Below are 22305 nucleotides of genomic sequence, written 5' to 3'. Positions count from 1 at the left end.
CGTTACATATTGTATTTCTTAATAAAATTTCACTACATCTTCAGTAGGCAAGAACGTTCTTTCTGCTGGTTGTTCGTTTGGTTCACCAAATGGCATTTGACCTACTAAGCTCCACTCTGCCGGAATGTTCCAAGTTTCTTTCACTTCAGCATCTACGATTGGGTTGTAATGTTGTAATGACGCCCCAATTCCTTCAGCAGATAATAGCATCCACACAGTATGTTGTAACATCGCATTTCCTTGATGAGACCAGAATGGAAACTGATCTTTGTATAATGGGGCATTTTCTTGCATTTTTTCTACAGTTGCTTGATCTTCAAAGAATAGAACTGTTCCTACACCTGCATGGAAGCCTTTTAGTCTTTCTACAGTCGCTTCAAAGTTTTCTGCTGGTACGCGTGCTCTTAGTGTTTCTTTAACGATATCCCAAAACTTTTCATGCTCTCCATCCATTAATACAACCATACGACCACTTTGCATATTGAAAGATGTTGGTGCGTGTAAAGCTGTTTTTAACACTTCTTCAATTCTTTCTTTCGTAATTGCATCGTTTTTTGTTACTTTACGAATTGAACGGCGGTTCACGATTGCTTCTTTTAAGTTTGTTGTAGTTGCTGACATTTTAATTCCTCCAAATGTTTGTTTTATCATTTATTTTGTTATTTCATAACAAGCGAATTAGCAATATCCATCGGTATTACATTGCATACCTTCAAATGAATTTGTTTTATCCTTTTCAATTTCTTTATCAATGACCCTTTCTAGTGTTTCTTTACTAGCAAGTCCTTGAATGACTTCATCTCCAATCATGACAGTTGGAACAGCCATAATATTCGCTTCATCATATGCGTGTTGAATTGCTTCTTGATGCTTTTCTTTATATTTACGAGTTACTAAAGCATCTTTAAATTCCGCCTCAGGAAGTCCTACTTCTACCGCTAATTTTGTTAACACATCAATATCTTCAATGTTTTGCTCTTCTTGGAAAAATGCTGTGAATACGCGGTGATGATACTCATTACCTAGTCCACGTTCTTTCGCAAATTGACATCCTTCGAAAGCTAAATGTGTATATGGATGTGGTGAAACACGTGGCAAGCGCATATCAATTCCTAACTTCTTCGCTGTCGGAAGAATGAAAGCATCCCATGAACCTAATTTTTCTGGTTCATTCCATGGATCTATTTTTGAATATGGACTTGGACGTAATTCAAATGGCATCCATTCAATCTCTACATCTTTCTCTTTCGCTACCTCATCTAATGGACCTTTTGCTAAAAAACAAAACGGACATATAAAATCTGAGTATACTTTCATTTTTACAGTCATAACTTTTACACCTTACCTTATCGTTGTAATCAAATCAGTTACATTGATGATAAAAAAATATAAATATTATTTAAGCATTCATTTTTTCTTGCAAAGTTTCAAACAACTGCCCCATCGTAATATTTCTCAAAACTTCTTCCATCGCGGATTGTGCTTGAATTAAAATAATTTCTAACACCGCTTGAATATTCGCCCCAATTGGACAATCTGGATTCGGTTGCTCGTGAATATGAAATAGCTTGTCTTCTTCGACTACGTTCACTGCATGATACACATCTAACAATGTGATTTCATGTAAATCCTTTAGTAATCCCGCGCCACCCGGTCCACGATTTACGTAAACAAAGCCAGCTTGTTTCAAGTACGACATGATTTTACGAATGACTACTGGATTTGTATTAACACTCTCAGCCATATAGTCTGAAGTACAAAGTGAAGATGGATTGTTTTTCAAAATAGATAAAATATGAACAGCTATGGTAAAGCGGCTACTAATTTTCATCGTAATCACCACCTCGATGTAATCATTATAGTTACAACTAAAAAATAAGTCAATCCTTTTCATAGATTTTTTATAAGTAAATTAAAAAGTGCCCCATTATGATATATGAGACACCCCTTTTTATTCTGCAAATAGCGCTTGAAATTCTTCAATAAATAGCTGTACAGCGATTGAAGAATCCTTTAATGAAGGAACAGCTAAAGCAATTTCTCTCCATACTTGCGGTTCCAATTCTCTCGTTTGCACATTCTGTGGTAAATTCGTTAAAGATAATTCAGCTAATATTGCAATGCCTAATCCTTCTTGAATCATATTTAAAGCTGTAGTAACGGTAGAAATTACATACTCAGCCCGAAGTGGTATGTTGGCTTGTTTAAACATATCAATGATGGGTGGTTCGTATCCGCCCTTACATAATATGATCGGTTCATTCTCCAAATCACGAATTGTAATAGAGTCCTTCTTACAAAGAGGATGATCCTCTCTTAAGATAGCAACCATTTTTCCCTTCGTTAACGGGACAATCTCCATCTCTTTATTAGGCAAAATAACAATTCCTATATCAACAACCCTCGATATTAACCAATCTTCAACTTCTTTAATTGTTCCTTCACAAAGAACGACCTCTAAGCTCGGATACTTCTCCTTAAAATGGTTTATCATTTTCGGTAAGAAATGTGCAGAAGCACTCGGAAAACTCCCAATTCGAATCGTCCCCACTTCGTGTCCTTTCTCCATCGCAACTTCTTGTTCAATCTTCTCTACACCGTTCAAAATCTCTCTAATATGTACAAGAATTCTGTTTCCTACATCCGTAACGAGTAATCCTTGTCGTTTATCACGTATAAGAATCGTAACTCCTAACTCTGACTCAATACTTGAAATGGCATGACTTACAGCTGGCTGCGTCATATTTAACACCCTGGCAGCCTTCGTAAAACTACCTAACTCAATAGTTTTTATTAATACTTGCAGTTGTGTAATAGTCATAACTAATCACTTATACTCCTTATAAAAAAGATTCATTTTATTTATTACATTCGATATCATATCATAGTGAAATGAATAACAACAAGGAGGTCTTACCGTGACACAGCTTTCTCGAACTAAGACGGCCATAATCCTTACCTTTCTCGTTTTCATGTGGGGAATCAATTGGCCTTTATCTAAGTTTGCCCTGCATTATACACCACCCGTTTTATTTGCAGGCGTTCGAACTTTAATTGGAGGATTCATTTTACTCCTTTTCGCTCTACCCAAATATAAAGAATTACATTTAAAAGAAACGTGGCATTTATACGTTATTTCTTCTTTACTTAACATCATTATATTTTACGGGTTACAAACTGTTGGTCTTCAATATATGCCTGCTGGGTTATTTTCCGCCATTGTATTTCTACAACCAGTTTTACTCGGTATTTTCTCGTGGATATGGCTTGAAGAATCAATGTACGGCTTGAAAATTTTCGGGCTTGTTCTCGGATTTATTGGTGTAGGTGTTATTAGCTCAAGCAGTTTAACAGGACATATTTCTGTTATTGGAATCCTTCTCGCGTTAGGATGCGCTATTGGCTGGGCACTTGGCACAGTATTCATTAAGAAGACTGGTCACCGTGTGAATGCCATTTGGATGGTAACAATTCAGCTTCTTATCGGTGGTCTTTGTTTAATCGGATTTGGCTCAGAATTTGAAAGTTGGTCTAGTATTGCTTGGAGTATGCCATTTGTTAGTGTACTACTCTTTATTTCATTCTTTGTTATTGCAATGGGGTGGCTTGCATACTTCACACTCGTTGGAGCTGGTGAAGCGAGTAAAGTAGGGGCTTATACATTCCTTATTCCCCTTATCGCTATTATTGTAAGTTCAATCTTCTTACATGAAGCCATTACAATGAGCTTATTTATTGGCCTATTATTTATTGTTGTGAGCATTTGTTTTGTAAATATAAAGCCGAAAACACTTGCTGTAAGGCAGCAGGTTGAAGTGAAATAAATATGAGAAAGAGCCTACTATTTGTAGGCTCTTTTTTATATCTTATTTTTTACGACGCACTACAAAAACACACGCACCTACCGAAGATACAATTGCCAAAATAGATAAAACAATCGCTATAAATTGCATATTACTGGTACCTTCATTCTTTTCTACATTAGATACTTCACCATGTTCTCCTGTTAATGACGTACCTTTTGCAATTGTAGTAAGTGAATGCGGTTTTTCAGCTTTCTCATCGCCTGTCCATTCAACAATTTCTCCGTCTTTATATTGTTGATATGCATCCCAAGCTATTTTTTGTTCTTTATCCGGATTTTTAGCGACGAAAGTAAATCGCTGGAACTGACCGGGTAAAATCCCTTCTCCTATTGCTTCCCATACTACAGTTTTCACTTTTCCGGCATTATCTTTCTGCTCTTCCATTTTCCACCCTGGCACTGGTTCATACTGTTGGAATTCCACACCAGACGGTATTTTCAGTGTAACTTTTGTTGTTGCTATATTCTTTTCAACTGGTACTTTTATCGTGTAAGTCTCCCAAGAACCGATGTCAGAAGTTGCTGGCTTCACAGTAACGTGCGCACTAACAGGTAACGAAAACATTCCCATTGTAATTGCTGTTGCGATCATTGTTGTTCCTAATTTTTTTATACGTTCCATTTTCAATTAGCTCCTTTTTATCTATACCTACTCTTTATCCCGCTATTCGCCGGGTAGCCCAATTGATGAGGGCTGCTTAAAGTTTCACTTTATCTGCCACCTACAATAAATTTATAATCCGTATCGAAGCTATCAAGCGATTTCGTTAATCCATGTACTTGTATATTCCAGTTTCCTGTCATGTTAATATACATACCTTCTGCTTCATATTCTCCCGGTGAAACTGCCGAAACTTTAAATGATCCTTTTCCCATATTCATATCTAACGATTGAGTCGTTAATATAATTTGTTCCATATCAGTAACGGGTTGTCCGTTCTCATCCTTTAAAGTAATATGGAATATATTTTGTCCTACTCTATTAGGACTTACATTTAGCGTCATTTCATATCCATTATCTAATTGTTTACTCTCTGTAAAAGGTCCAGTAGGAGGCATCGGTGGTGTTTGTACGTTTGTCATAAAAGCTACGATGACGAAAATGATAATTCCAATGATAAACTCTACTTTCACCGTAGCACCTAATCCTTGCTCCGCTCTCATTTTCCCTTTCACATAATGAATAATTCCCAATATCCCCATGAAAACGAATAAAAGTATCTTTGCTAGTAAAGCTAATCCATACTTCGTATCAAATAACGAGTGGATTGTTGGAATAAAAAATGTACTGTTAAAAAGACCTGTTATTAAAATCACAATGACAGCGCATGTTGCCCACGGTGAAAAACGCTTAATCATATCCCAATACATATTCCATTTGTTATCCTCTTTACGTAACAGAAGAATAATAGACGATAAACCACCAATCCATAATGAAGCTGCGAATAAATGTAAAAAATCCATAACAACAGCAATATCTTTAAACTTTAAACCATATGCGTGACTATTAAATGCTTTCATAACAAGTATTCCAATAAACAGCACTATTGGAATACTCCATACTTTAAAAGACGATAGCTTCTCACGCCTCATCGCAAAATACGTAACGATTATAAGCGAACTAATGAGAACCATTTGAGTAATCCAAACATAACTAAAAACAGAAAGCTGTAACGTTTCTTTTAATAGTAAAGGATTGAATGCTTCTAGCCATGAAACATCAGCATTTATTTTCGCTTGCAGTGGTAGATTGAATAACAAGTTAGTAAATATCCCTAATAAGGAAATCCATATTATGTTCTTACTCCTTGATCGAACCGAGGTTGCATTCCCTTTATACATAATAAGATTAAAGAATAGCACTCCTATAAATAGTGAGAAACTTGTATATAAAATTCCACGTTCCATGATCATATCAATTTGCGGAACATACCCCATCTCTTCCACTTGTACATCGTCTGTTTCCGCTTCCGCTAATCCAATACGGAATGGAATAACCCCTTGAATTGGATGTCCATCAGCTGAAATAGCTTTCCACTGAATAGAGTAGAGACCATTTTTGAGGTTTTCTTTTAATCCGGCTTCTAATAGTTTTTTATTTTTTTTATCAATATGAGCATCTTTTAAATCGACCCTTTTACCTGATGTATCTCTCACGTACAATGTATTAAAACGTGAAACTTGTATGTCCTCATCGAATTCGATTTTTACAACAGATGGTGCTTTCTTCAATGTTTCATTTTCAGTAGGGTTTGATTTCACAACGTACGCATGAGCAGATGCACTTTGAGGGATCAATATGATAAGCACACACACAAGTAATAACAATGTCCCTAACCTTTTCATTACTTTCACACTCATTTCACTTCTTTCTTCCTCATTGCTCTATTTTCATTACTTTAACTTCCAAAGTTTGATTCTGGGCAAAATATTAACCTGATTAAATATAAACTTCTAGAAAGTATAACTCTTTATTTCTCTTCCACCTCTAAACTTCCAATATAATAGTAACTATTATGATAGATACAACTTACATTTTTAAAGCCGATTGTTATTATATCATAAAATATATTTATGTAAGTTATCAAAGAAGAAAAGTTATCGTGAATCATTTGTGAAGAAAATGTGAAATACATAAATAAAAAGGTATTACGTTATTACGTAACACCTTTAAAAAAATATCCCTCTTCTATTTCTCTTCCGGATAATCACAATACTCGATAATCGTTCCTTCAGTATCCGCTGGGTTAAGATAAATTAACCTTCTACCGTGCTTATTAATGCGTAGTGTATGCTCTAATGTCCGAATACCTTGTTCTTTTAACTCTTCTAGAGCCACATCTAAATCATCGACACGATACGCAACGTGATGAACACCTTTACCTTTTTGTTTAATAAAACGGGCAATTGGAGATGTCGTATTATTCGTCGGTGCAAGTAATTCAATTCTATCTCCATCCACTTCAAGAATGGCTACTTCGCTTTCCACACCAGGAGCTTCACTTACGTAACGATCTATTAAAGTTCCTAGTAACACATTTTCATAAAAACGTATCGTACTATCTATATCACGAACTGCGATTCCGATATGATCAATTGTTTTTTTCATTTTATTTCCCCTACTACTTTATTTTTTCTCATTATTAATAGTAACAAAAAAAGCTATAGAAACAAGTTCTATAACTTTTTTTATTTAACCTATTTTCTTATCCGCTCTAGTTGCTGGTTGAACTTGGTTTTTCACTTTTAAAATGCTAAGTCCATATCCGATAAATCCACCGATAATCGCTGGGAAGATCCAGCCTAATCCTACTTCCTGCATCGGAAGGAATTTAGTGAACACTTGGCTTACTACTTCAATGTTAACTCCAGCTGCACTTAATCCATCGAATAAGCTGATGATAAATGTTACGATTAAGCTCACTTGATAAACTTCAGCTCTTCCTTTGAATAATGAATGGAAGAATGTTAAGAAAATCAATACGATTGCTAGTGGATAAATTGCTGTTAATACTGGAACAGAAACTGCGATTAACTGTGTTAATCCTACATTTGCAACAATTGCACTAAATACACATAGCGTGATTGCAATTGCTTTGTAAGGAACATTTGGGAATAACTTATGGAAGAATGAAGAACATGCTGATACAAGTCCCACACTAGTTGTTAAACAAGCTACTGTAATCATTAATCCTAATAATACTCCGCCATATGATCCGAAATAGTAGTTAGAAACTTTCGCTAATACTTCTCCGCCGTTCTCTAAATGTCCAAGCTTTGCAACACTTGAAGCACCCATATAAGAAAGTGCTGTATAGATAATTGCTAAAATAGATGCTGCAATAATTGTCGCTTTTGCACAAACGACCATAATTTGTGTTTTCGTTTTCGCACCTTTTTCTTTAATAGCATTGATAATGATAATCCCGAATACGAATGATGCAAGCGTATCCATCGTTAAGTATCCTTCTTGGAATCCTTTAAAGAATGCATGTGATGTATAAGCTTCCACTGGTGCTTGCATATCTCCAATCGGATGTATAAAAGCAACGATTACTAAAATACCGATGAAAGTCAACTTAATTGGTGTTAAGATTTTTCCAACAATATCGACAATTTTCGCGGGATTTAGCGAAAAAAAACAAGTGATACTAAAGAATATAATTGTGAAAAGAATTAAAGGTGTAGAACCTACTCCTTCTGGCATAAACGGTTTAAGACCAATTTCATAAGAAACATTTCCTGTTCTCGGTATTGCAAATAACGGACCAATCGCTAAGTATAAAACTGTTGTAAACACAATCCCAAACACTGGGTGAGCACGACTAGCTAACGACTGCAAATCATCTTTACCTGAAAAACCAAATGCTAGCACACCTAGTAATGGTAATCCAACACCAGTTACTAAAAATCCAGCGTTAGCAATCCATACATTCTCTCCTGCTGATTGACCAAGCATCGCTGGGAAAATTAAATTTCCCGCTCCAAAAAATAGTGCAAATAACATTAATCCAATAACTACTATGAACGAAAACGGTACTTTATTCGCCATAATATAACCCCCCATTCAAGTTTCCTTATCTCATTTTCCAATTTTAACTAATTGAATTTTCTGAATATTTAATTTAAGTATCAACTATTCTTGAACTCATTATAGTTTGCTATATAATATTTTGCAATACTATTTTCGAACTTTTCTTTTATTTTATAAATATACATTTTTTAACATGAAAAATAGACTAAAAAACCAACATGGTCATCCATGTTGGTTTTTCCATTTACTATCATGAATTAAAATTTTGCTGCTACTTTTTTAACGTTTTCTAGACCTTCTTCAACAATTTGTTGTGAACGATCTGGATATTGATTGTGTCCTTCAATTACAACTGTCTCTGGATTTGTAATTCCCCAGAATCCAAGTACCGTTGTTACGTAATTAACTGCCATTTCCATAGGAGCCATTTGCTCTGAAGAGTAATCTGAACCACGAGCACCTAACACAACTACTTTTTTACCACCAACTAAACCTTCTGGGCCATTTGCTGTATATTTAAACGTTTTTCCAGCTTGAGATAAGTATGAAATATATGTGATTAATGGCGCTGGTACTGTAAAGTTCCATAATGGGAATGCAAATACAACCTTATCAGCTTCTAAAAACTGATTTAAATATTGATCTACTGTAGCAACTGCCTTCTCTTCTTCAGCTGTTAACTCCATGCCTTGGCTACGTTTATATCCACCTGAAATCGCGATATTTCCGTAATAAGGAAGATCTAATGCAAATAAATCTAATTCCGTAATTTCTGTATTTGGATTTGCTTCTTTATAAGTACTTACAAATGTTTCATACATTTTTGAACTAACTGCTTGCTCCGCTGGACGATCGTTTGCTTTTACAAATAATACTTTTGACATTTTTTTATTCCCCTCTACATTCGTATTTTCTTCTTTTTTACCAAATAATGAGCTAAATAGTCCCATTTTCTTCACCTAATCTTTCTTTTCATATTCATTATTCATCATCATAAAAATTCTTATTCTAAGAAAAAGTTCCAATAGATACCTTAAGTTACGCTATCATAACTTTTTGTTATTTAATTACCTTATGTAAGTGATTGTAATATAGTCACTTACTTTAGTCAAGTAACTTTTAATAAAAAATAAAATCTCAATTTAAAAATATTAACTAAAATACAATTGAACACCAAATACATCTTTATTACTTGTATAATAAACTTTGAGAGGAAAATTCATATATAGAAAGGATTTATTCATGAGCATTATAGAAAAGATTCAAACTTTTATTATTCTTTTTGCTGTTACATGCGGCATCGTACTCGGACAATTTAATATGATACATACGTATTCAGACAAATTTATTGTCCCCTTCTTATTTTTCATGCTATATGGATTATTCCTCAGCATTCCATTAAAAGAAATAAAAAACGGATTTCGCAATTTAAAATTTGCTGGAACAAGTCTTACTATTAACTTCTTATGGACACCTTTACTCGCTTGGGGGTTAGGAGCACTATTTCTTTCCGATCATCCAGCACTTTGGGTTGGATTTATAATGTTAATGGTTACTCCATGTACAGATTGGTACTTAATCTTTACTGAAATAGCGAAAGGTAATGTAGCACTTTCTACTGCAATTTTACCTGTAAATTTAATTTTGCAAGTACTGCTCCTTCCCATTTATTTATTTTTATTTGCTGGTGTCATGAAAACTGTAGCGATTTCTGTTTTAGTAGAAAGTATTGTTATCGTAATCGTCTTACCATTTATACTTGCACACGCTACAAAGTTCATTATGAATAAAATGAAAAAAGCTGAAACTCTCGAGAATAAACTCATTCCGTTTTTCAGCTCTGCTCAAATTGTATTTTTAAGTTTAGCAATAGTAGCGATGTTTGCATCACAAGGTAAATATTTACTGCAAAATATGAATGTCGTTTTATTATTACTCGTTCCTGTTCTATTGTTCTTCATCATTAATTTCTTACTAGGACAATTTATCGGGTGCATCATGCATTTATCTTACAAAGATACAGTAAGTCTAAGCTTAACAACGTTAGCAAGAAACTCACCTGTTGCACTCGCTATCGCTGTAACAGCTTTTCCAGACGAGCCTCTTATCGCACTTGCACTCGTTATTGGACCATTGATTGAGTTACCGGTACTAGCTTGTGTGTCACAAGTTTTGTTGCTTATTAAGAAAAAACGGCAATATGCATAATAAAAAACGTCCCATTTTGGGACGTTTTTTATTATGGAAAGATTACTTACAACACTTACTTCTTATTTATCAATACAAATGAAATTACCGAAACTACAAACGTAATAATACCAATTATAAATTGATCGGCTCTAAAAATTTTATATGTTATAGAGAATTAACTTTTCGTTACATTAACAGATCCTTTCTAATTAAAAATGATAGGAAACGTAAATATAACGAAAGCTGCCCAAAGTCCGTATATTGGCAAATACTTCGTAACGGCATCTTGGATAGCTTTTGGTCCTGATTTATTTTGCAAGAAACGCATATAGGAAAACATAATCCAAATTAAATTTGCCCAGACCAGTATGTTTACACCTAAAACAGCAAGTCTATTAGGTGTAATCCCGTAAGAAGAAAGTCTGAATACTATGGCTGACAATGCGACAGTGTCAATAATAAGCGCCAGAACAATTAAGGAAAAATTTATATAATCTGAAATGTTCTTTTTCTCGTCCGAGTCACTCTCAACGATAGAAAATATAGTAACAGCCAATACGCCAAGCAGTATTCCGTTGAAGGCCATTAGGAAATTGCGATCCAAGAATGGATTTTTCCCGACCCAAATTACCGTTATAAGATAGATAAGCAAGGTAATCAGGACGAGAGGACTAAAAATTTTAGATATGTATGGTGTAATATTTTTAGCAAGCTTAAGATTCATTGATACTAAGTATGCAGTCACAATAGCGAGAGCCGCTGCTCCAAATAAAACAACATTACTAAAATAGAATTCTCCTATATCTAAGTCAACAAAGCTAAATAAACGCATGGTGAATACCGCAAGTATCATTCCGCTCACTGCCATGCTCCCGTAGAGAAGACAATATTCTAAATTAAATTTAATATAGGCTAATCTTGTACTGCCTTTTGAATATTCATTTCCTGTAAATGCAAGCCCTACTAAGACCCATAAAAATATAGGAAGATGTAAATACGCAAGTATGGTACTGTCTTTATAATTTACTGGCAGCGTATTAAGATAATACCCGGAAATTAGGAAACAACGCTGCAAGGGAATAAATAATACTTTTTTTCGGAGTATTATTGTAAACAAAATAAGCAGCAATAAAGGGAATTACACCAAAAGCCAAGTTAATTGGAGCAATTGCTTCCTGCTCAACAAAGTGGAAAATGATCCTGGTGCTTATGCCGGCCAGAATAGCTAAAAGGGCCATGAATAAGAAACCTTTTTGAAACAAAGATGTTTTTTCTTTATTTACTTTCTCCTTGAAATGCAACCTTTCATACCAAGCAACTAGAACTTGAGAATCAGGGTTTTGGTCCCATGCTTGTGAGAATGCTTTTTTAAAAGCTTTCGGATCTTTTCTATACATCTTCTCCAACTCATGGGGGTTATCCATATTTTTAACAATCAAATTGTTAATGTTCATAGTTATACCTCCTCTAATTTTAAAAATAAGGTTGTTACCTTTTAACAAAAGCACCTCACTCATTTATTATGATTTTGATTTTAATACAAGTTTTATCGTTTTACAATAAAAAATTATTATTTAAAGGATTTTTTTTATCGTTAAATTTTATATAAAAGAAAAACAAAAGAGCATGACAGTTTTATGTCATGCTCTTTTAACAAATTAATTCTCAAATACAAAATTAATCTTATTATCTTTCCACTCTAATTTCGCATCAAACGTTTTCTCGCCCTTTTTAAAGCCTTTAATTAAATCAGTTTTTTCACCTTTTAAGAGCTTTGTCATATTCTTTTGCGAAATTGTTTTACTTAATATCTTCTTTGAAATGGTGAAATCACATTGCGTTGTATTATAGTTAGAACAACCGTAAAACGTTGACTTATCAATTACATCGCCATCACATTTTTTACAGCTACCAACCTTTTTACCCGTTGTAAATTTCGATCCTTTTCGTTCAATCGATTCAACATGTAGTCCAGTGAAATCCACTTCTCAGACATTTCCACTGCATCTTCAATATTTTAGCTGATAGCTTTTTCGTCTGTTCCATAAATGTAGCTGGTGAAGCTGTACCTTCACCAATTTCCGCAAGACGTTGTTCCATTTCGCAGTCATTTCTGGTGAAGCTAGTATTTTATCACCAATTGCGGTATTAATACTTTTCCTTTATCAGTCGCATACACTTGGTTTTCTTTACATCTATATACTTACGGTCTTTCAGCATCGTAATAATACCTGCGCGAGTCGCTTCCGTACCTAAACCTTCTGTTTTCTTTAATACTTTCTCCAGCTCTTCATTCTCTAAATACTTACCAGCTGTTTTCATTAACGTAATAAGTTGTCCTTCTGTATAGCGCTTCGGTGGCTGTGTTTTTCCTTCTTTCACTTTCACCTTTACAACTTTTCCTTCTTCGCCTTCAGCTACAATTGGAAGAATGGTTTCGTCATCTTTATCGTCTTGAAAAATAACTTTACGCCAACCTTCTTGAATTTGCTGTTTTCCTTTTGAAATGAATTCAGCACGTTCATCTACAAGCGTTACAATCGTTGTATAGTCAAAGATTGCAACTTCATAATGAGCTGCAATAAGCCTTCTTACGATCATATCGTATATTTTCTTTTCATCACCTGATAGTCTGCTTGGGTTTGTAACTTGCTCTGTCGGAATAATTGCGTAGTGATCTGTTACTTTCTTTTCATTTACATAACGCTTGTTATTCATAATGGATTCAACCGGAGCCGGTAATAAGCCTTTATATTCATCAAACTGACTCAACTTCTGTAAAATATCAGGGAACGTCGCTGCTTCTCCTTGTGTAACATAGTTAGAATCTGAACGTGGATAAGAAACAATCCCTTTTTGATATAGTGCTTGCGTTATATCAAGCGTCTTTTTCGGTGAAAACTTAAAGGCTTTATTTGCCGTTGCTTGCAGTGATGATAAGTTAAATAAAAGCGGCGGCTGAAACTCTTTACGCTCCGTTTTCATTTCCTTCACAACAGCCGGTTTCCCTTGGCAAAATGCCGCAATTTTATTCGCCATATCAGGATCTTTTAAGCGGGATTCATTATCCTTTTCCCATTTTCCGTCATATTTCTTTCCTTCTATATTAAAGGTTGCAAACACTTCCCAGAAAGGCTCTGACTTAAAGTTTTCAATTTCTTTCTCTCGCTTTACAATCAATGCTAACGTTGGTGTTTGGACACGACCAGCAGAAAATACATCATTCATTCCTTTTTTCTTTAACAAAATACTAAAGACACGTGATGCATTCATACCAACAACCCAGTCAGCGCAAGATCTTGTGTATGCTTCGTAATACGTATTAATTGTATCTGATTCATCAAGTAGATTTTTAAATCCTTGGTAAATAGCTTGCTTCGTTAAAGATGAAATCCATAGACGTTTCATCGGCTTTTGCACGTTACAAAGATTAATAATATTTCGTACGATCAGTTCCCCTTCACGCCCAGCATCTCCTGCGTGAATGATTTCTGTTACCTGTGGATTATGTAACAGCTGTTTCACAACGTTAAATTGCTTATACTTTGACTTTGTTACTTCAAATTGAAAACGTTCTGGAATCATCGGTAATGTATTAAGTGACCATTTTTTCCACTCTGCGTGATAATGCTCTGGATTACATAACTGCGTCAAATGACCAATTGCCCATGTACAGTACGCTCCATTTGGAAATAACTCATTCGCTTCTACCTCTAAATATCCATCTTTCCGGCGATATTTAAACTGTGAAACAAGAGCCAACCCTTGATCTGGTTTCTCGGCAATAATTAATTTCATTTTATAACTCCCTATCTGTATTCCAGTGTTACTTTCATTGTCTATATGTTTAGAAGCGATGATAAAACAACAATCTTATTTATCATTCGCGGTTTGTCTCGCAAATGGGAGACCTATAATATTATACGCTTATTCTTTATGGCTTCACAATAGAAACTCATAATATAACAATTTCTTTCACATGCTTATAATTAAAAAAGACGCCCTAAAAAATCAAGCGTTCCTTTGCTTACATCTATGAAATTGTGCAGATAATATGCAGATATTAATAAGCATAAGTACCCTCCATATAAACATATGATGAAATGAACGATAGGACAAGGAGGTATCATAATGTTTGCTTATACGTTAACTACCTTAACACTTTGCTGTACCTCGATTCTTATTACATCCTATATTTCTAAACGTAAGGGTACCCTAATGGAGTATATGGTATTTATTATGTCTTTTAGTATGAGTATCGGTTTAAGTATTGGTTTTTACTTAGGCATTCTCTTTAAGGGGGAATTACTATATTCTACTTTGCTTGCTATTTTAATTAGTGGTTTTATCGGTTTCTTAATCGGTCTACGTTTTCACCTATATACTGCTTTAGAAGGAATGTTCTCTGGATTAATGGCAAGTATGATGGGAGCAATGATTACAGAAATGTTAAACGCTCAACAAGCTCATAGTATATTGTTCATTAGCCTTTTACTTACTATAACGATTACTATGTCCTGTGTGATTCAATTATTATCGGAGAACTTTTCTACTTTTATCCAACAGCGTTTTTTGTTATTACTTTCAATTAGTGTAGTAATTATCGTTGCCGTATTCGCGACATTCCCAGATCATACTCCTTCACCTGGGCATAATCAACATATACATTATTACTTGCAACAAAAATGAATAAGCAGCTATCCAAAGGATAACTGCTTCCTATTATTCTGGCTTATTAGGAATGTTTTGGTTTGGAACATAGTCAGATTTATAATCTGTATAGTTCACTTCCGTTACCATCCCTGCTGAAGCATGGTGTAAATCGTGACAATGGAACATCCACTTACCCGGATTGTCTGCTACAAAGGCTACTTCATATTCTTCACCCGGTTTTAAGTTCAATGTATCTTTTACAATTGGAGAACCTTCTATCGGTTTTCCATCTTTACTCAACACCTGGAAAAAGTGTCCGTGTAAATGCATTGGGTGATCATCCATTTTAGAACGATTTACCAACTTCACTTTTACTAAATCACCCTTTTTCACTTGAATTGGGTCAATATCCGGAAATACCTTTCCGTTAATTGTATATACCATTTCATTTCCATTCATTTGCGTATTTAAGTCCATATTATATGTGGCAGTATACTCTTGATTTAATGTGAAACTACCTAATTTTTTAGTACCATATTTCATTATATCTACTTTCGGTAATTTTTCTTTTTCGTCTGCTTTATCTTTCATCTCTTTGCTGCCATCATACTCAATAACAGCTTTCATTCCTTTTGCACCTTTATTTTTTGAATGGTCTTCAACATACCATTTCCCAGGATTATTAGCAGTAAATTCAATATCATAACGTTCACCCGGTGCGATTGAAATTACTTTATCCTTTATAACTTTTGGATCGTTTATTGGTTGACCATCTGTCGCAATCACTTTTATATCATGACCGTGAACATGTATATCATGTGATAGATAACCAGCATTGACGAGTCGAAGACGAACTTTATCTCCCTTATTCACTTTCAATGGCACTACTAAATCACCGCTTTTTCCATTGATTGTGAATAAATCATACATACTCATATCATGACCTTCCATCTTCATATTTCCATGGTCCATTCCTTCCATATTACTAGAGTCTTTTTTATCACTACCCATGTTCATATCAGAATGATCCATGCCGTTCTTATCATCATTCTTTTCCCCATTTTCATTACCTTTAGATTTATTACCTATTTGCCCTTTTGTCATTTCTTTTAACTGCTTTTTAATTTCTTCTTTATCTGTAACCCATTCATCCAACATTAATGTGTAATCTTTATCATATTTTTCCTTTGTATCTTCTACAATGAGCGCTCCATACAAACCTCTATCTAATTGATTTACAGAATCTTGATGCGAGTGATACCAGTACGTTCCTGGTACGTTCGCTTCAAATTCGTAAGTGAAACTTTTTCCTGGTTCAACTGCATCTTGTGTCACGCCTGGAATTCCATCCATATTATTTGGGACAGGATATCCATGCCAATGAATAGATACTGGTGCAGATAATTCATTTTTTAATGTCACTTTCACCTTTTCACCTTTTTTCACCCGAATTTCTGAACCAGGAGATGAGCCATTAAATGTCCAGACTGGAACAATAACACCGTTACTTAATTTTTGCTTTTCTTCTTTCGCTATTAAAGTAACTTCTGGTCCTTTTTCAACCTTCAATGGTGTTGTAGCTGTTTCAGTCTGTAGTGTTTTTTTATCATTCATATTTTTATGATCATTTGTTGTATTTGTCGTCACAGAACAGGCAGCAATTAAAAATATTACAGAGACTGTAACGGCTGCTAATACAAATCGCTTCATGGAAAATCCCCCCTTTTTCTTTTTCAAAATCATTATAGAAGTTGATTTTCAAGAAAATAAGGAGATGTAATTAGATCTTACGTAAGCTAATTGGAAGATTACTAAAAGCGGAGACATTACAAGAGGCGAATATTTTAGAAATACAAAATATTTTCCTTGTAGCGACTATACTAGCCGTTCTCGTATTTGTTTTGACGTTATTTCTTAAGAAACAATAACACTGCTATTATTAAATAAGAAAAATGTAGCTAAAATACTCTTCACAAAAGAACTTAGATTTTTGTATAATAAGAACTAATGTTCTTTACAGACAATGGACTCAAATTACACAAATATATCAAATAGAAGAGGATTGATATACGATGAAAATTGATAGACCAAAAATTTCACCAGAGTTATCTTCAAAGAATTTTCAAGATATTTTTTATGAAGAAGATCCAACATTAGAAGTCTGTGAAATTATAGACTCCACTTTCGAAAATGAATGTGTAGATAGAGTGCGATTGTATGATGCAGTGATAAAGAATTGTAAGTTTACTAATACAGACTTTAGCAATATTGATATTACAGATGTTTGTTTTGAAAACTGTGATTTATCAAATGTTAATTTAAGCAATTCTTCTGTTCACAGAGTCGAATTTAAAAACAGTAAATTAATCGGAGTAAATTTCACAGAATCTAGCTTAGGAAATGTTAAATTTGAGAATTCAATTTTGAATTTAGCGGCATTTGGAAATTCCAAACTAGAAAAAATCATCTTCAATGAAACTTCATTAAATAATGCAGATTTTTTTGACTGTAAACTTAAAAAAGTTGAATTCCAATTATGTAGTCTTGATGAAGCTAATTTTGATCAGACATCACTGAAGGGGATAGATATTAGTTCTTCTACCTTTGATACACTTACAGTTTCAGTGAACGATTTAAGAGGATGTAAAGTATCAACATATCAAGCTGTTCAGTTTGCTACTTTATTAGGATTAATAATTAAAGATTAGTATTTCGAAGAAAAGAACCCTATCCCGAATCATGGATTTTTTAATTGTCCACGGTTCGAGATAAAGTTCAAATAAATTAGTGATGACTCTTTTATTATTTAACTACAGCTTGGTTTCCTTTTACATGTTCATTATTTACACTCATAAATCCTTCAATTTCTTCAACTTCCCTAATGATATCTTTTGACAAGTTTTCATACCCGTCTTTCGTTACAAGAATGTCATCTTCAATACGAATTCCAATTGATTCTCCCTCAATATAAAGACCAGGTTCAATTGTTATAACCATACCTTCTTCTAACACTCTATCTTTATATGTTCCTACATCATGTGTATCTAAACCAAGGAAATGGCTGACACCATGATAATAGTATTTTGATAACTCTTCATCTTCTTGAATTAAACCAATTGCTTTACACTCTTCTGCCAGTACCTTTTTTGTATGCTCATTTAATGCAGCGAACTTTAATCCTGGCTTAATAAGCGCTGTTGTTTCTTTTAATGCTTTTAATACAATATTATAAATTTGTTTTTGACGACTAGAGAATGTTCCATTTGCCGGGAATGTATAACTAATATCAGCGTTATAGTAGTCTTTTTGAGCACCTAAATCTAGTAATACTAAGTCACCATTTTGAATTTGTGCATCATTATCTTCATAATGAAGAACTGTAGCATTTTTCCCACTCGCCAAAATTGTATTGAACGCATGGTGCTTAATGCCAGATGATTTCAGTGTAAAATCAAATTGAGCTTCTAATTCATACTCCATCATGCCTGCTTTTGCATTTTTTAACACATTGTAAATACCATCTTTCGTTACAGCAATCGCTTCTTTAATAATTTCAATTTCTTCCTCTGTTTTAAATACTCGTAATTCACAAATGTTCGGATATACATTACCAATTGTTACGTGTGGGTATTTTTCTCTTACATGTTTAGCAAATGCTAATGTTTTTGTCTCCGTACCATTCCAATCACGACGTTCTATATCTAAATATAGATGCTTCGCATTTTCTGTAAAAAGTATATTTGACATTGTCTTTTCAAAGCTATCTAAATATACAACTTTCTTTATACCTGAAATTCCCTCTGCTTCTTCGCTAGAAACTGTCTTCCCAACCCATTTTTCCATTACTGGATCTGATTTTTCAATGAAAAGTGTCTCTTCTACACTATTCCCAAACTTTTTCAGCATAAAAATAACATTTGGTTCATCGATTCCCGTTAAGTAATAAAAATTACGATTCGGTACAAATTTATAATGTGCATCAGCTGACATATGCGGTGCTTGTCCCGCAAATAAAATCGTAACGGATTCATCAGGTAATGTTTTCGTTAGTCTTTCTCTATTTTGAGCAAAAAATGTTGATTTCATAATAATCCCCCTAGTGTTCTATGTATGCTTGTGAAACTAATCATCAATACAATTTATTCTATTATTGTTATAATTTTTCGTCAATTAATTATACTCATAGCGAAAGGAGAATTTTCATTACTCGGGCCTCTTCCACGCTAAATTATGCATACCACTCCACAATTTCTTGATATTTATTCCATATACTTAAAATCTCATATATAGGAAAGGAGCCATAACTTTGAAACATTATGTAGCAACAGGGTTAGCAATTACTTCTTTATTAATAATTTCAGGATGTTCTAGCAACGTCGAAACAGCACCAGTGAAAAAAGAAACGGCGCAATCTCAACCAAAAAATATAGAAACAGCAAATACGAGTCCGCAAGACTTCTATAAAGAAATTACATCTGGAAAAATCGAGCACATTCACGGAATTGGCTATGCAGGAAATATGTCTGGGGTTTCTATCGCCACTCATAGCGGGATAAAAGTTTATCAAAATGGCAAATGGCTTGAAGCTAAAACTGGACTACATGATTATATGGGCTTTCAAGCAACGAAGAACGGGTTCTTTGCCAGCGGTCATCCTGAACCAGGAGCAAATTTAAAAAATCCTTTAGGATTAATGAAAAGTTCTGATGGTGGTAATACTCTCGAAAAGCTAGCTTTTTATGGAGAATCTGATTTTCATAACCTTGCTGTCGGATATAATACGGAAACAATTTATTTATACAATGAACGTCCAAATTCTAAATTGCAACAAGGTTTTTACTTCAGTACGAACAATGGACAAGAATGGAAAACTAGTAAATTGAAGGGGCTTTCAAGTGCAATCCACTCCTTTTCAGTACATCCAGATCAATCTAGTGTAGTCGCGGTAAGTACTAAAGATGGTGTTTATTTATCTACAGATTACGGAAATACGTTTGAAATATTCGCTAAATCACTTGAATCGACCGCAATTACATTAAGTAATGAAGATGTTATTTATGCGCCTATCAATAAGCAAATCGTAACGAAGAAATCCATTGCTACAAATGAAGAAACAAACATACAAATTCCACCTTTAGATTCTAAAGATGCAATTATGTATATTTCACAAAACCCTCAAAATTCAGCCGAAATCGTATTTGCTACAATGAAATCAAATGTATTCCTCTCTACAGATGAGGGTAATACGTGGAAGCAGATTGCTAATGAAGGAACATTCCAATTTAAGTAGAAGGGTGAATATAACGTGTTTTCAACAATTAGTGAATGGAGCTATCAACTCATGTCTCCTTTAATGGATGCCGCGAATGCTACGAAATCTGTACCTCTTTTATTTTCGTTTTTATTAGGCATAGTAGGTACCCTTGCTCCTTGCCAATTAACAGGAAACATTAGTGCTATTACACTTTATAGCAACCAATCTTTACAAAAGGAACATGTATGGAAACATATACTTTTATTCATTTTAGGAAAAATAATGGCTTTTACGACGCTTGGACTATTAGTATGGTTTTTAGGAAAAGAGATTCAGCAAATATTGACTTTGTATTTTCCATGGTTACGAAAAATGATGGGACCCCTATTAATTTTAATGGGGCTACTGTTGTCAGGTATTATAAAAAGAAGATATTTCTTCTCGATTAAATTTATACGAAATCAAAATGAAGTTGGTTCATTTTTACTCGGATTCTTCTTTTCCTTAGCTTTTTGTCCGACTATGTTCGTTCTATTTTTTGGAACGTTAATCCCTTTATCTTTATCATTTAATTACGGGTACTTGTTTCCAACGTTCTTTTCGATAGGAACTGCTCTTCCTATCGTCGTATTAATGTCCTTCATCTCCTATCTGGGATTAAACGGGGCATTACTAAAGAAGAGCAGGAAAATAGGAAATAGCATTCAGCGTATAGCTGGTTTTCTCCTTATTTTAATCGGATTTTATGATACTGCTCTTTATTGGTAATACATACAAAAGATAAGCTCTAGTGAAATGAGCTTATCTTTTGTAATATTATATTCATTTTTTCTTTTGCTGTAGTTGAGCTAATAAATTCTTAACAAACGCGAGAAGCAGCGGGTCATTCTCTTTTTTAGGTGACCATTGCATAATAAGTTGTCGTGGAATTGTAATTTCTATCGGTTGCACAATGAAATCATTAATAATTTGCTTATGTAGTCCTGATAACGGAACGATTGTTATGCCATTAACTTGTATAGTAAGTGCTAATGCTGAACTAATTGATTCTGACTCCATCACTTTATTAACTGTTATTTCATTTTTCATCAAATACGGTTCGAGCACTTCTTTGCAACCAGAAAGCGGCATAATAAAAGGATAATTTTTTATATCATTAATAGTAAGGTTAGGCGGAACTTTTTTTGAAGAAACCATAACATACGGATCTTCACCAATGACATCATAATGAAATCCTTGTATTAAATTTTCTTTTATAGAAATAGAAAAATCTGCACTACCTGATGATAGCCAATCTAACACTTCTTGATAGCTTCCTTCTCGAACTGCAAGTACATATTGACTATGATCAATATTCCCTAGTTGAATACACTCCGCCAAACAATATACAGTAACGGAAGGATACGTAGCTAGTACAATTTTATACAAGCTTTTATTCTTCAACTGGAAAGCTGTTTCCTCAAGTTTTTCATACTCCATTAGAAGTCGATTCACACCAACTAAAAATTCTTTTCCATTTTCAGTTAGAATCGTTCCTTGTCTAGAGCGATCAAATAACGTTATAGCATATCGTTTCTCTAATTTGTTAATAATATGGGTTATTGCTGGCTGTGTCATATGTAATTCCTTTGCTGCCAGACTAATACTATTTAAACGAGCCACATATGTAAAGACTTTAAAATCAAAAACATTCATTCTGTTCTCCTTATATAAAATATATTTATATCATCTATAAATAACCTTCATTATATTTATGAAACCACTTCATTTACACTGAGTATACATCATCAATATTACAAATAGATGAAA

At 34.0% G+C, this 22305-nt stretch carries 18 protein-coding genes and 2 pseudogenes; 6 read left to right on the top strand and 14 right to left on the bottom strand.

Translation table 11 applies throughout. From position 1 onward, the window contains the following. Positions 1-18: 18 nt before the first annotated feature. The 4 genes from C3Y97_RS09225 to C3Y97_RS09210 all read right to left on the bottom strand — a co-directional run bounded on the left by C3Y97_RS09225 (position 19) and on the right by C3Y97_RS09210 (position 2821). Positions 19-621, bottom strand: a complete 603-nt coding sequence (locus tag C3Y97_RS09225; protein ID WP_001277021.1) for a nitroreductase family protein — start codon at positions 619-621, stop codon at positions 19-21. A gap of 57 nt (positions 622-678) precedes the next feature. After that, the gene (locus C3Y97_RS09220) at positions 679-1329 is read right to left on the bottom strand and encodes a DsbA family oxidoreductase (protein WP_000216673.1); all 651 of its coding nucleotides are present in this window, start codon (positions 1327-1329) and stop codon (positions 679-681) included. Between the two features lie 70 nt (positions 1330-1399). Further along, positions 1400-1831 (bottom strand): Rrf2 family transcriptional regulator, encoded by a 432-nt coding sequence (locus tag C3Y97_RS09215; RefSeq protein ID WP_075677382.1) that lies wholly within the window; start codon positions 1829-1831, stop codon positions 1400-1402. Between the two features lie 120 nt (positions 1832-1951). Continuing rightward, positions 1952-2821, bottom strand: coding sequence for a LysR family transcriptional regulator (locus C3Y97_RS09210; protein WP_136363290.1), 870 nt, complete (start codon positions 2819-2821; stop codon positions 1952-1954). Positions 2822-2918: 97 nt separating this feature from the next. Between C3Y97_RS09210 and C3Y97_RS09205 the strand changes: the two genes are divergently transcribed. Continuing rightward, entirely contained in the window at positions 2919-3824 is a 906-nt protein-coding gene (locus tag C3Y97_RS09205; RefSeq protein ID WP_000192812.1) for a DMT family transporter, read from the top strand. Between the two features lie 42 nt (positions 3825-3866). On the opposite strand, the gene C3Y97_RS09200 is transcribed toward C3Y97_RS09205, so the two are convergent. The 5 genes from C3Y97_RS09200 to C3Y97_RS09180 all read right to left on the bottom strand — a co-directional run bounded on the left by C3Y97_RS09200 (position 3867) and on the right by C3Y97_RS09180 (position 9349). Next, entirely contained in the window at positions 3867-4487 is a 621-nt protein-coding gene (locus C3Y97_RS09200) for a YcnI family copper-binding membrane protein (protein WP_048538801.1), read from the bottom strand. Positions 4488-4576: 89 nt separating this feature from the next. Continuing rightward, on the bottom strand, positions 4577-6226 hold the full coding sequence (locus C3Y97_RS09195; protein ID WP_136363288.1) for a copper resistance CopC/CopD family protein: 1650 nt from the start codon (positions 6224-6226) through the stop codon (positions 4577-4579). A gap of 328 nt (positions 6227-6554) precedes the next feature. Next, positions 6555-6974, bottom strand: a complete 420-nt coding sequence (locus C3Y97_RS09190) for a VOC family protein (RefSeq protein WP_000750850.1) — start codon at positions 6972-6974, stop codon at positions 6555-6557. An 84-nt stretch (positions 6975-7058) separates the two neighbouring features. Beyond that, complete coding sequence (brnQ, locus tag C3Y97_RS09185) at positions 7059-8417, bottom strand: branched-chain amino acid transport system II carrier protein (protein ID WP_001284786.1); 1359 nt, start codon at positions 8415-8417, stop codon at positions 7059-7061. A 239-nt stretch (positions 8418-8656) separates the two neighbouring features. Next, positions 8657-9349, bottom strand: coding sequence for an FMN-dependent NADH-azoreductase (locus tag C3Y97_RS09180; RefSeq protein WP_000522528.1), 693 nt, complete (start codon positions 9347-9349; stop codon positions 8657-8659). Between the two features lie 292 nt (positions 9350-9641). On the opposite strand from C3Y97_RS09180, the gene C3Y97_RS09175 reads away from it, so the two are divergent. Further along, a complete protein-coding gene (locus C3Y97_RS09175; protein ID WP_075677383.1) occupies positions 9642-10607 on the top strand; it encodes an arsenic resistance protein in 966 nt (321 codons plus the stop codon). Between the two features lie 187 nt (positions 10608-10794). On the opposite strand, the pseudogene C3Y97_RS09170 reads toward C3Y97_RS09175, so the two are convergent. Continuing rightward, positions 10795-12043: pseudogene (locus tag C3Y97_RS09170) on the bottom strand (DUF4153 domain-containing protein). 204 nt (positions 12044-12247) lie between these two features. Continuing rightward, positions 12248-14387 (bottom strand): annotated as a pseudogene (gene topB / locus C3Y97_RS09165) (DNA topoisomerase III). A 333-nt stretch (positions 14388-14720) separates the two neighbouring features. On the opposite strand from topB, the gene C3Y97_RS09155 reads away from it, so the two are divergent. Further along, a complete protein-coding gene (locus C3Y97_RS09155) occupies positions 14721-15278 on the top strand; it encodes a hypothetical protein (RefSeq protein WP_100650754.1) in 558 nt (185 codons plus the stop codon). 33 nt (positions 15279-15311) lie between these two features. Here the strand turns inward: C3Y97_RS09155 and C3Y97_RS09150 are convergent, their stop codons facing one another. Continuing rightward, positions 15312-16952: a multicopper oxidase family protein gene (locus C3Y97_RS09150; RefSeq protein ID WP_100650752.1), complete on the bottom strand. Its 1641-nt coding sequence runs from the start codon at positions 16950-16952 to the stop codon at positions 15312-15314. Between the two features lie 362 nt (positions 16953-17314). Between C3Y97_RS09150 and C3Y97_RS09145 the strand changes: the two genes are divergently transcribed. Next, positions 17315-17950 carry a pentapeptide repeat-containing protein gene (locus tag C3Y97_RS09145; RefSeq protein WP_000687265.1) on the top strand — a complete coding sequence of 212 codons (636 nt, stop codon included), beginning with the start codon at positions 17315-17317 and terminating at the stop codon, positions 17948-17950. Between the two features lie 94 nt (positions 17951-18044). On the opposite strand, the gene C3Y97_RS09140 is transcribed toward C3Y97_RS09145, so the two are convergent. Further along, positions 18045-19328: an aminopeptidase P family protein gene (locus C3Y97_RS09140; protein ID WP_000842982.1), complete on the bottom strand. Its 1284-nt coding sequence runs from the start codon at positions 19326-19328 to the stop codon at positions 18045-18047. A 220-nt stretch (positions 19329-19548) separates the two neighbouring features. On the opposite strand from C3Y97_RS09140, the gene C3Y97_RS09135 reads away from it, so the two are divergent. Continuing rightward, the gene (locus tag C3Y97_RS09135) at positions 19549-20532 is read left to right on the top strand and encodes a F510_1955 family glycosylhydrolase (RefSeq protein WP_025687216.1); all 984 of its coding nucleotides are present in this window, start codon (positions 19549-19551) and stop codon (positions 20530-20532) included. Between the two features lie 15 nt (positions 20533-20547). Next, positions 20548-21264 (top strand): urease accessory protein UreH domain-containing protein, encoded by a 717-nt coding sequence (locus C3Y97_RS09130; protein ID WP_000493100.1) that lies wholly within the window; start codon positions 20548-20550, stop codon positions 21262-21264. A 54-nt stretch (positions 21265-21318) separates the two neighbouring features. Here the strand turns inward: C3Y97_RS09130 and C3Y97_RS09125 are convergent, their stop codons facing one another. Next, a complete protein-coding gene (locus C3Y97_RS09125; protein ID WP_136363286.1) occupies positions 21319-22191 on the bottom strand; it encodes a LysR family transcriptional regulator in 873 nt (290 codons plus the stop codon). Positions 22192-22305: the final 114 nt, after the last annotated feature.

Source organism: Bacillus sp. DU-106 (assembly GCF_004799705.1).
Lineage (GTDB): Bacteria > Bacillota > Bacilli > Bacillales > Bacillaceae_G > Bacillus_A > Bacillus_A cereus.
The sequence above is the reverse complement of the archived record's forward strand: the minus strand, read 5'-3'. Positions and strand labels throughout refer to the sequence as shown.

Excerpts from the sequence above, each read along its gene's own strand:
- C3Y97_RS09225 (WP_001277021.1), bottom strand. The coding sequence starts at position 621 with ATGTCAGCAACTACAACAAACTTAAAAGAAGCAATCGTGAACCGCCGT.
- C3Y97_RS09220 (WP_000216673.1), bottom strand. The coding sequence starts at position 1,329 with ATGACTGTAAAAATGAAAGTATACTCAGATTTTATATGTCCGTTTTGT.
- C3Y97_RS09215 (WP_075677382.1), bottom strand. The coding sequence starts at position 1,831 with ATGAAAATTAGTAGCCGCTTTACCATAGCTGTTCATATTTTATCTATT.
- C3Y97_RS09210 (WP_136363290.1), bottom strand. The coding sequence starts at position 2,821 with ATGACTATTACACAACTGCAAGTATTAATAAAAACTATTGAGTTAGGT.
- C3Y97_RS09200 (WP_048538801.1), bottom strand. The coding sequence starts at position 4,487 with ATGGAACGTATAAAAAAATTAGGAACAACAATGATCGCAACAGCAATT.
- C3Y97_RS09195 (WP_136363288.1), bottom strand. The coding sequence starts at position 6,226 with ATGAGTGTGAAAGTAATGAAAAGGTTAGGGACATTGTTATTACTTGTG.
- C3Y97_RS09190 (WP_000750850.1), bottom strand. The coding sequence starts at position 6,974 with ATGAAAAAAACAATTGATCATATCGGAATCGCAGTTCGTGATATAGAT.
- brnQ (WP_001284786.1), bottom strand. The coding sequence starts at position 8,417 with ATGGCGAATAAAGTACCGTTTTCGTTCATAGTAGTTATTGGATTAATG.
- C3Y97_RS09180 (WP_000522528.1), bottom strand. The coding sequence starts at position 9,349 with ATGGGACTATTTAGCTCATTATTTGGTAAAAAAGAAGAAAATACGAAT.
- C3Y97_RS09175 (WP_075677383.1), top strand. The coding sequence starts at position 9,642 with ATGAGCATTATAGAAAAGATTCAAACTTTTATTATTCTTTTTGCTGTT.
- C3Y97_RS09155 (WP_100650754.1), top strand. The coding sequence starts at position 14,721 with ATGTTTGCTTATACGTTAACTACCTTAACACTTTGCTGTACCTCGATT.
- C3Y97_RS09150 (WP_100650752.1), bottom strand. The coding sequence starts at position 16,952 with ATGAAGCGATTTGTATTAGCAGCCGTTACAGTCTCTGTAATATTTTTA.
- C3Y97_RS09145 (WP_000687265.1), top strand. The coding sequence starts at position 17,315 with ATGAAAATTGATAGACCAAAAATTTCACCAGAGTTATCTTCAAAGAAT.
- C3Y97_RS09140 (WP_000842982.1), bottom strand. The coding sequence starts at position 19,328 with ATGAAATCAACATTTTTTGCTCAAAATAGAGAAAGACTAACGAAAACA.
- C3Y97_RS09125 (WP_136363286.1), bottom strand. The coding sequence starts at position 22,191 with ATGAATGTTTTTGATTTTAAAGTCTTTACATATGTGGCTCGTTTAAAT.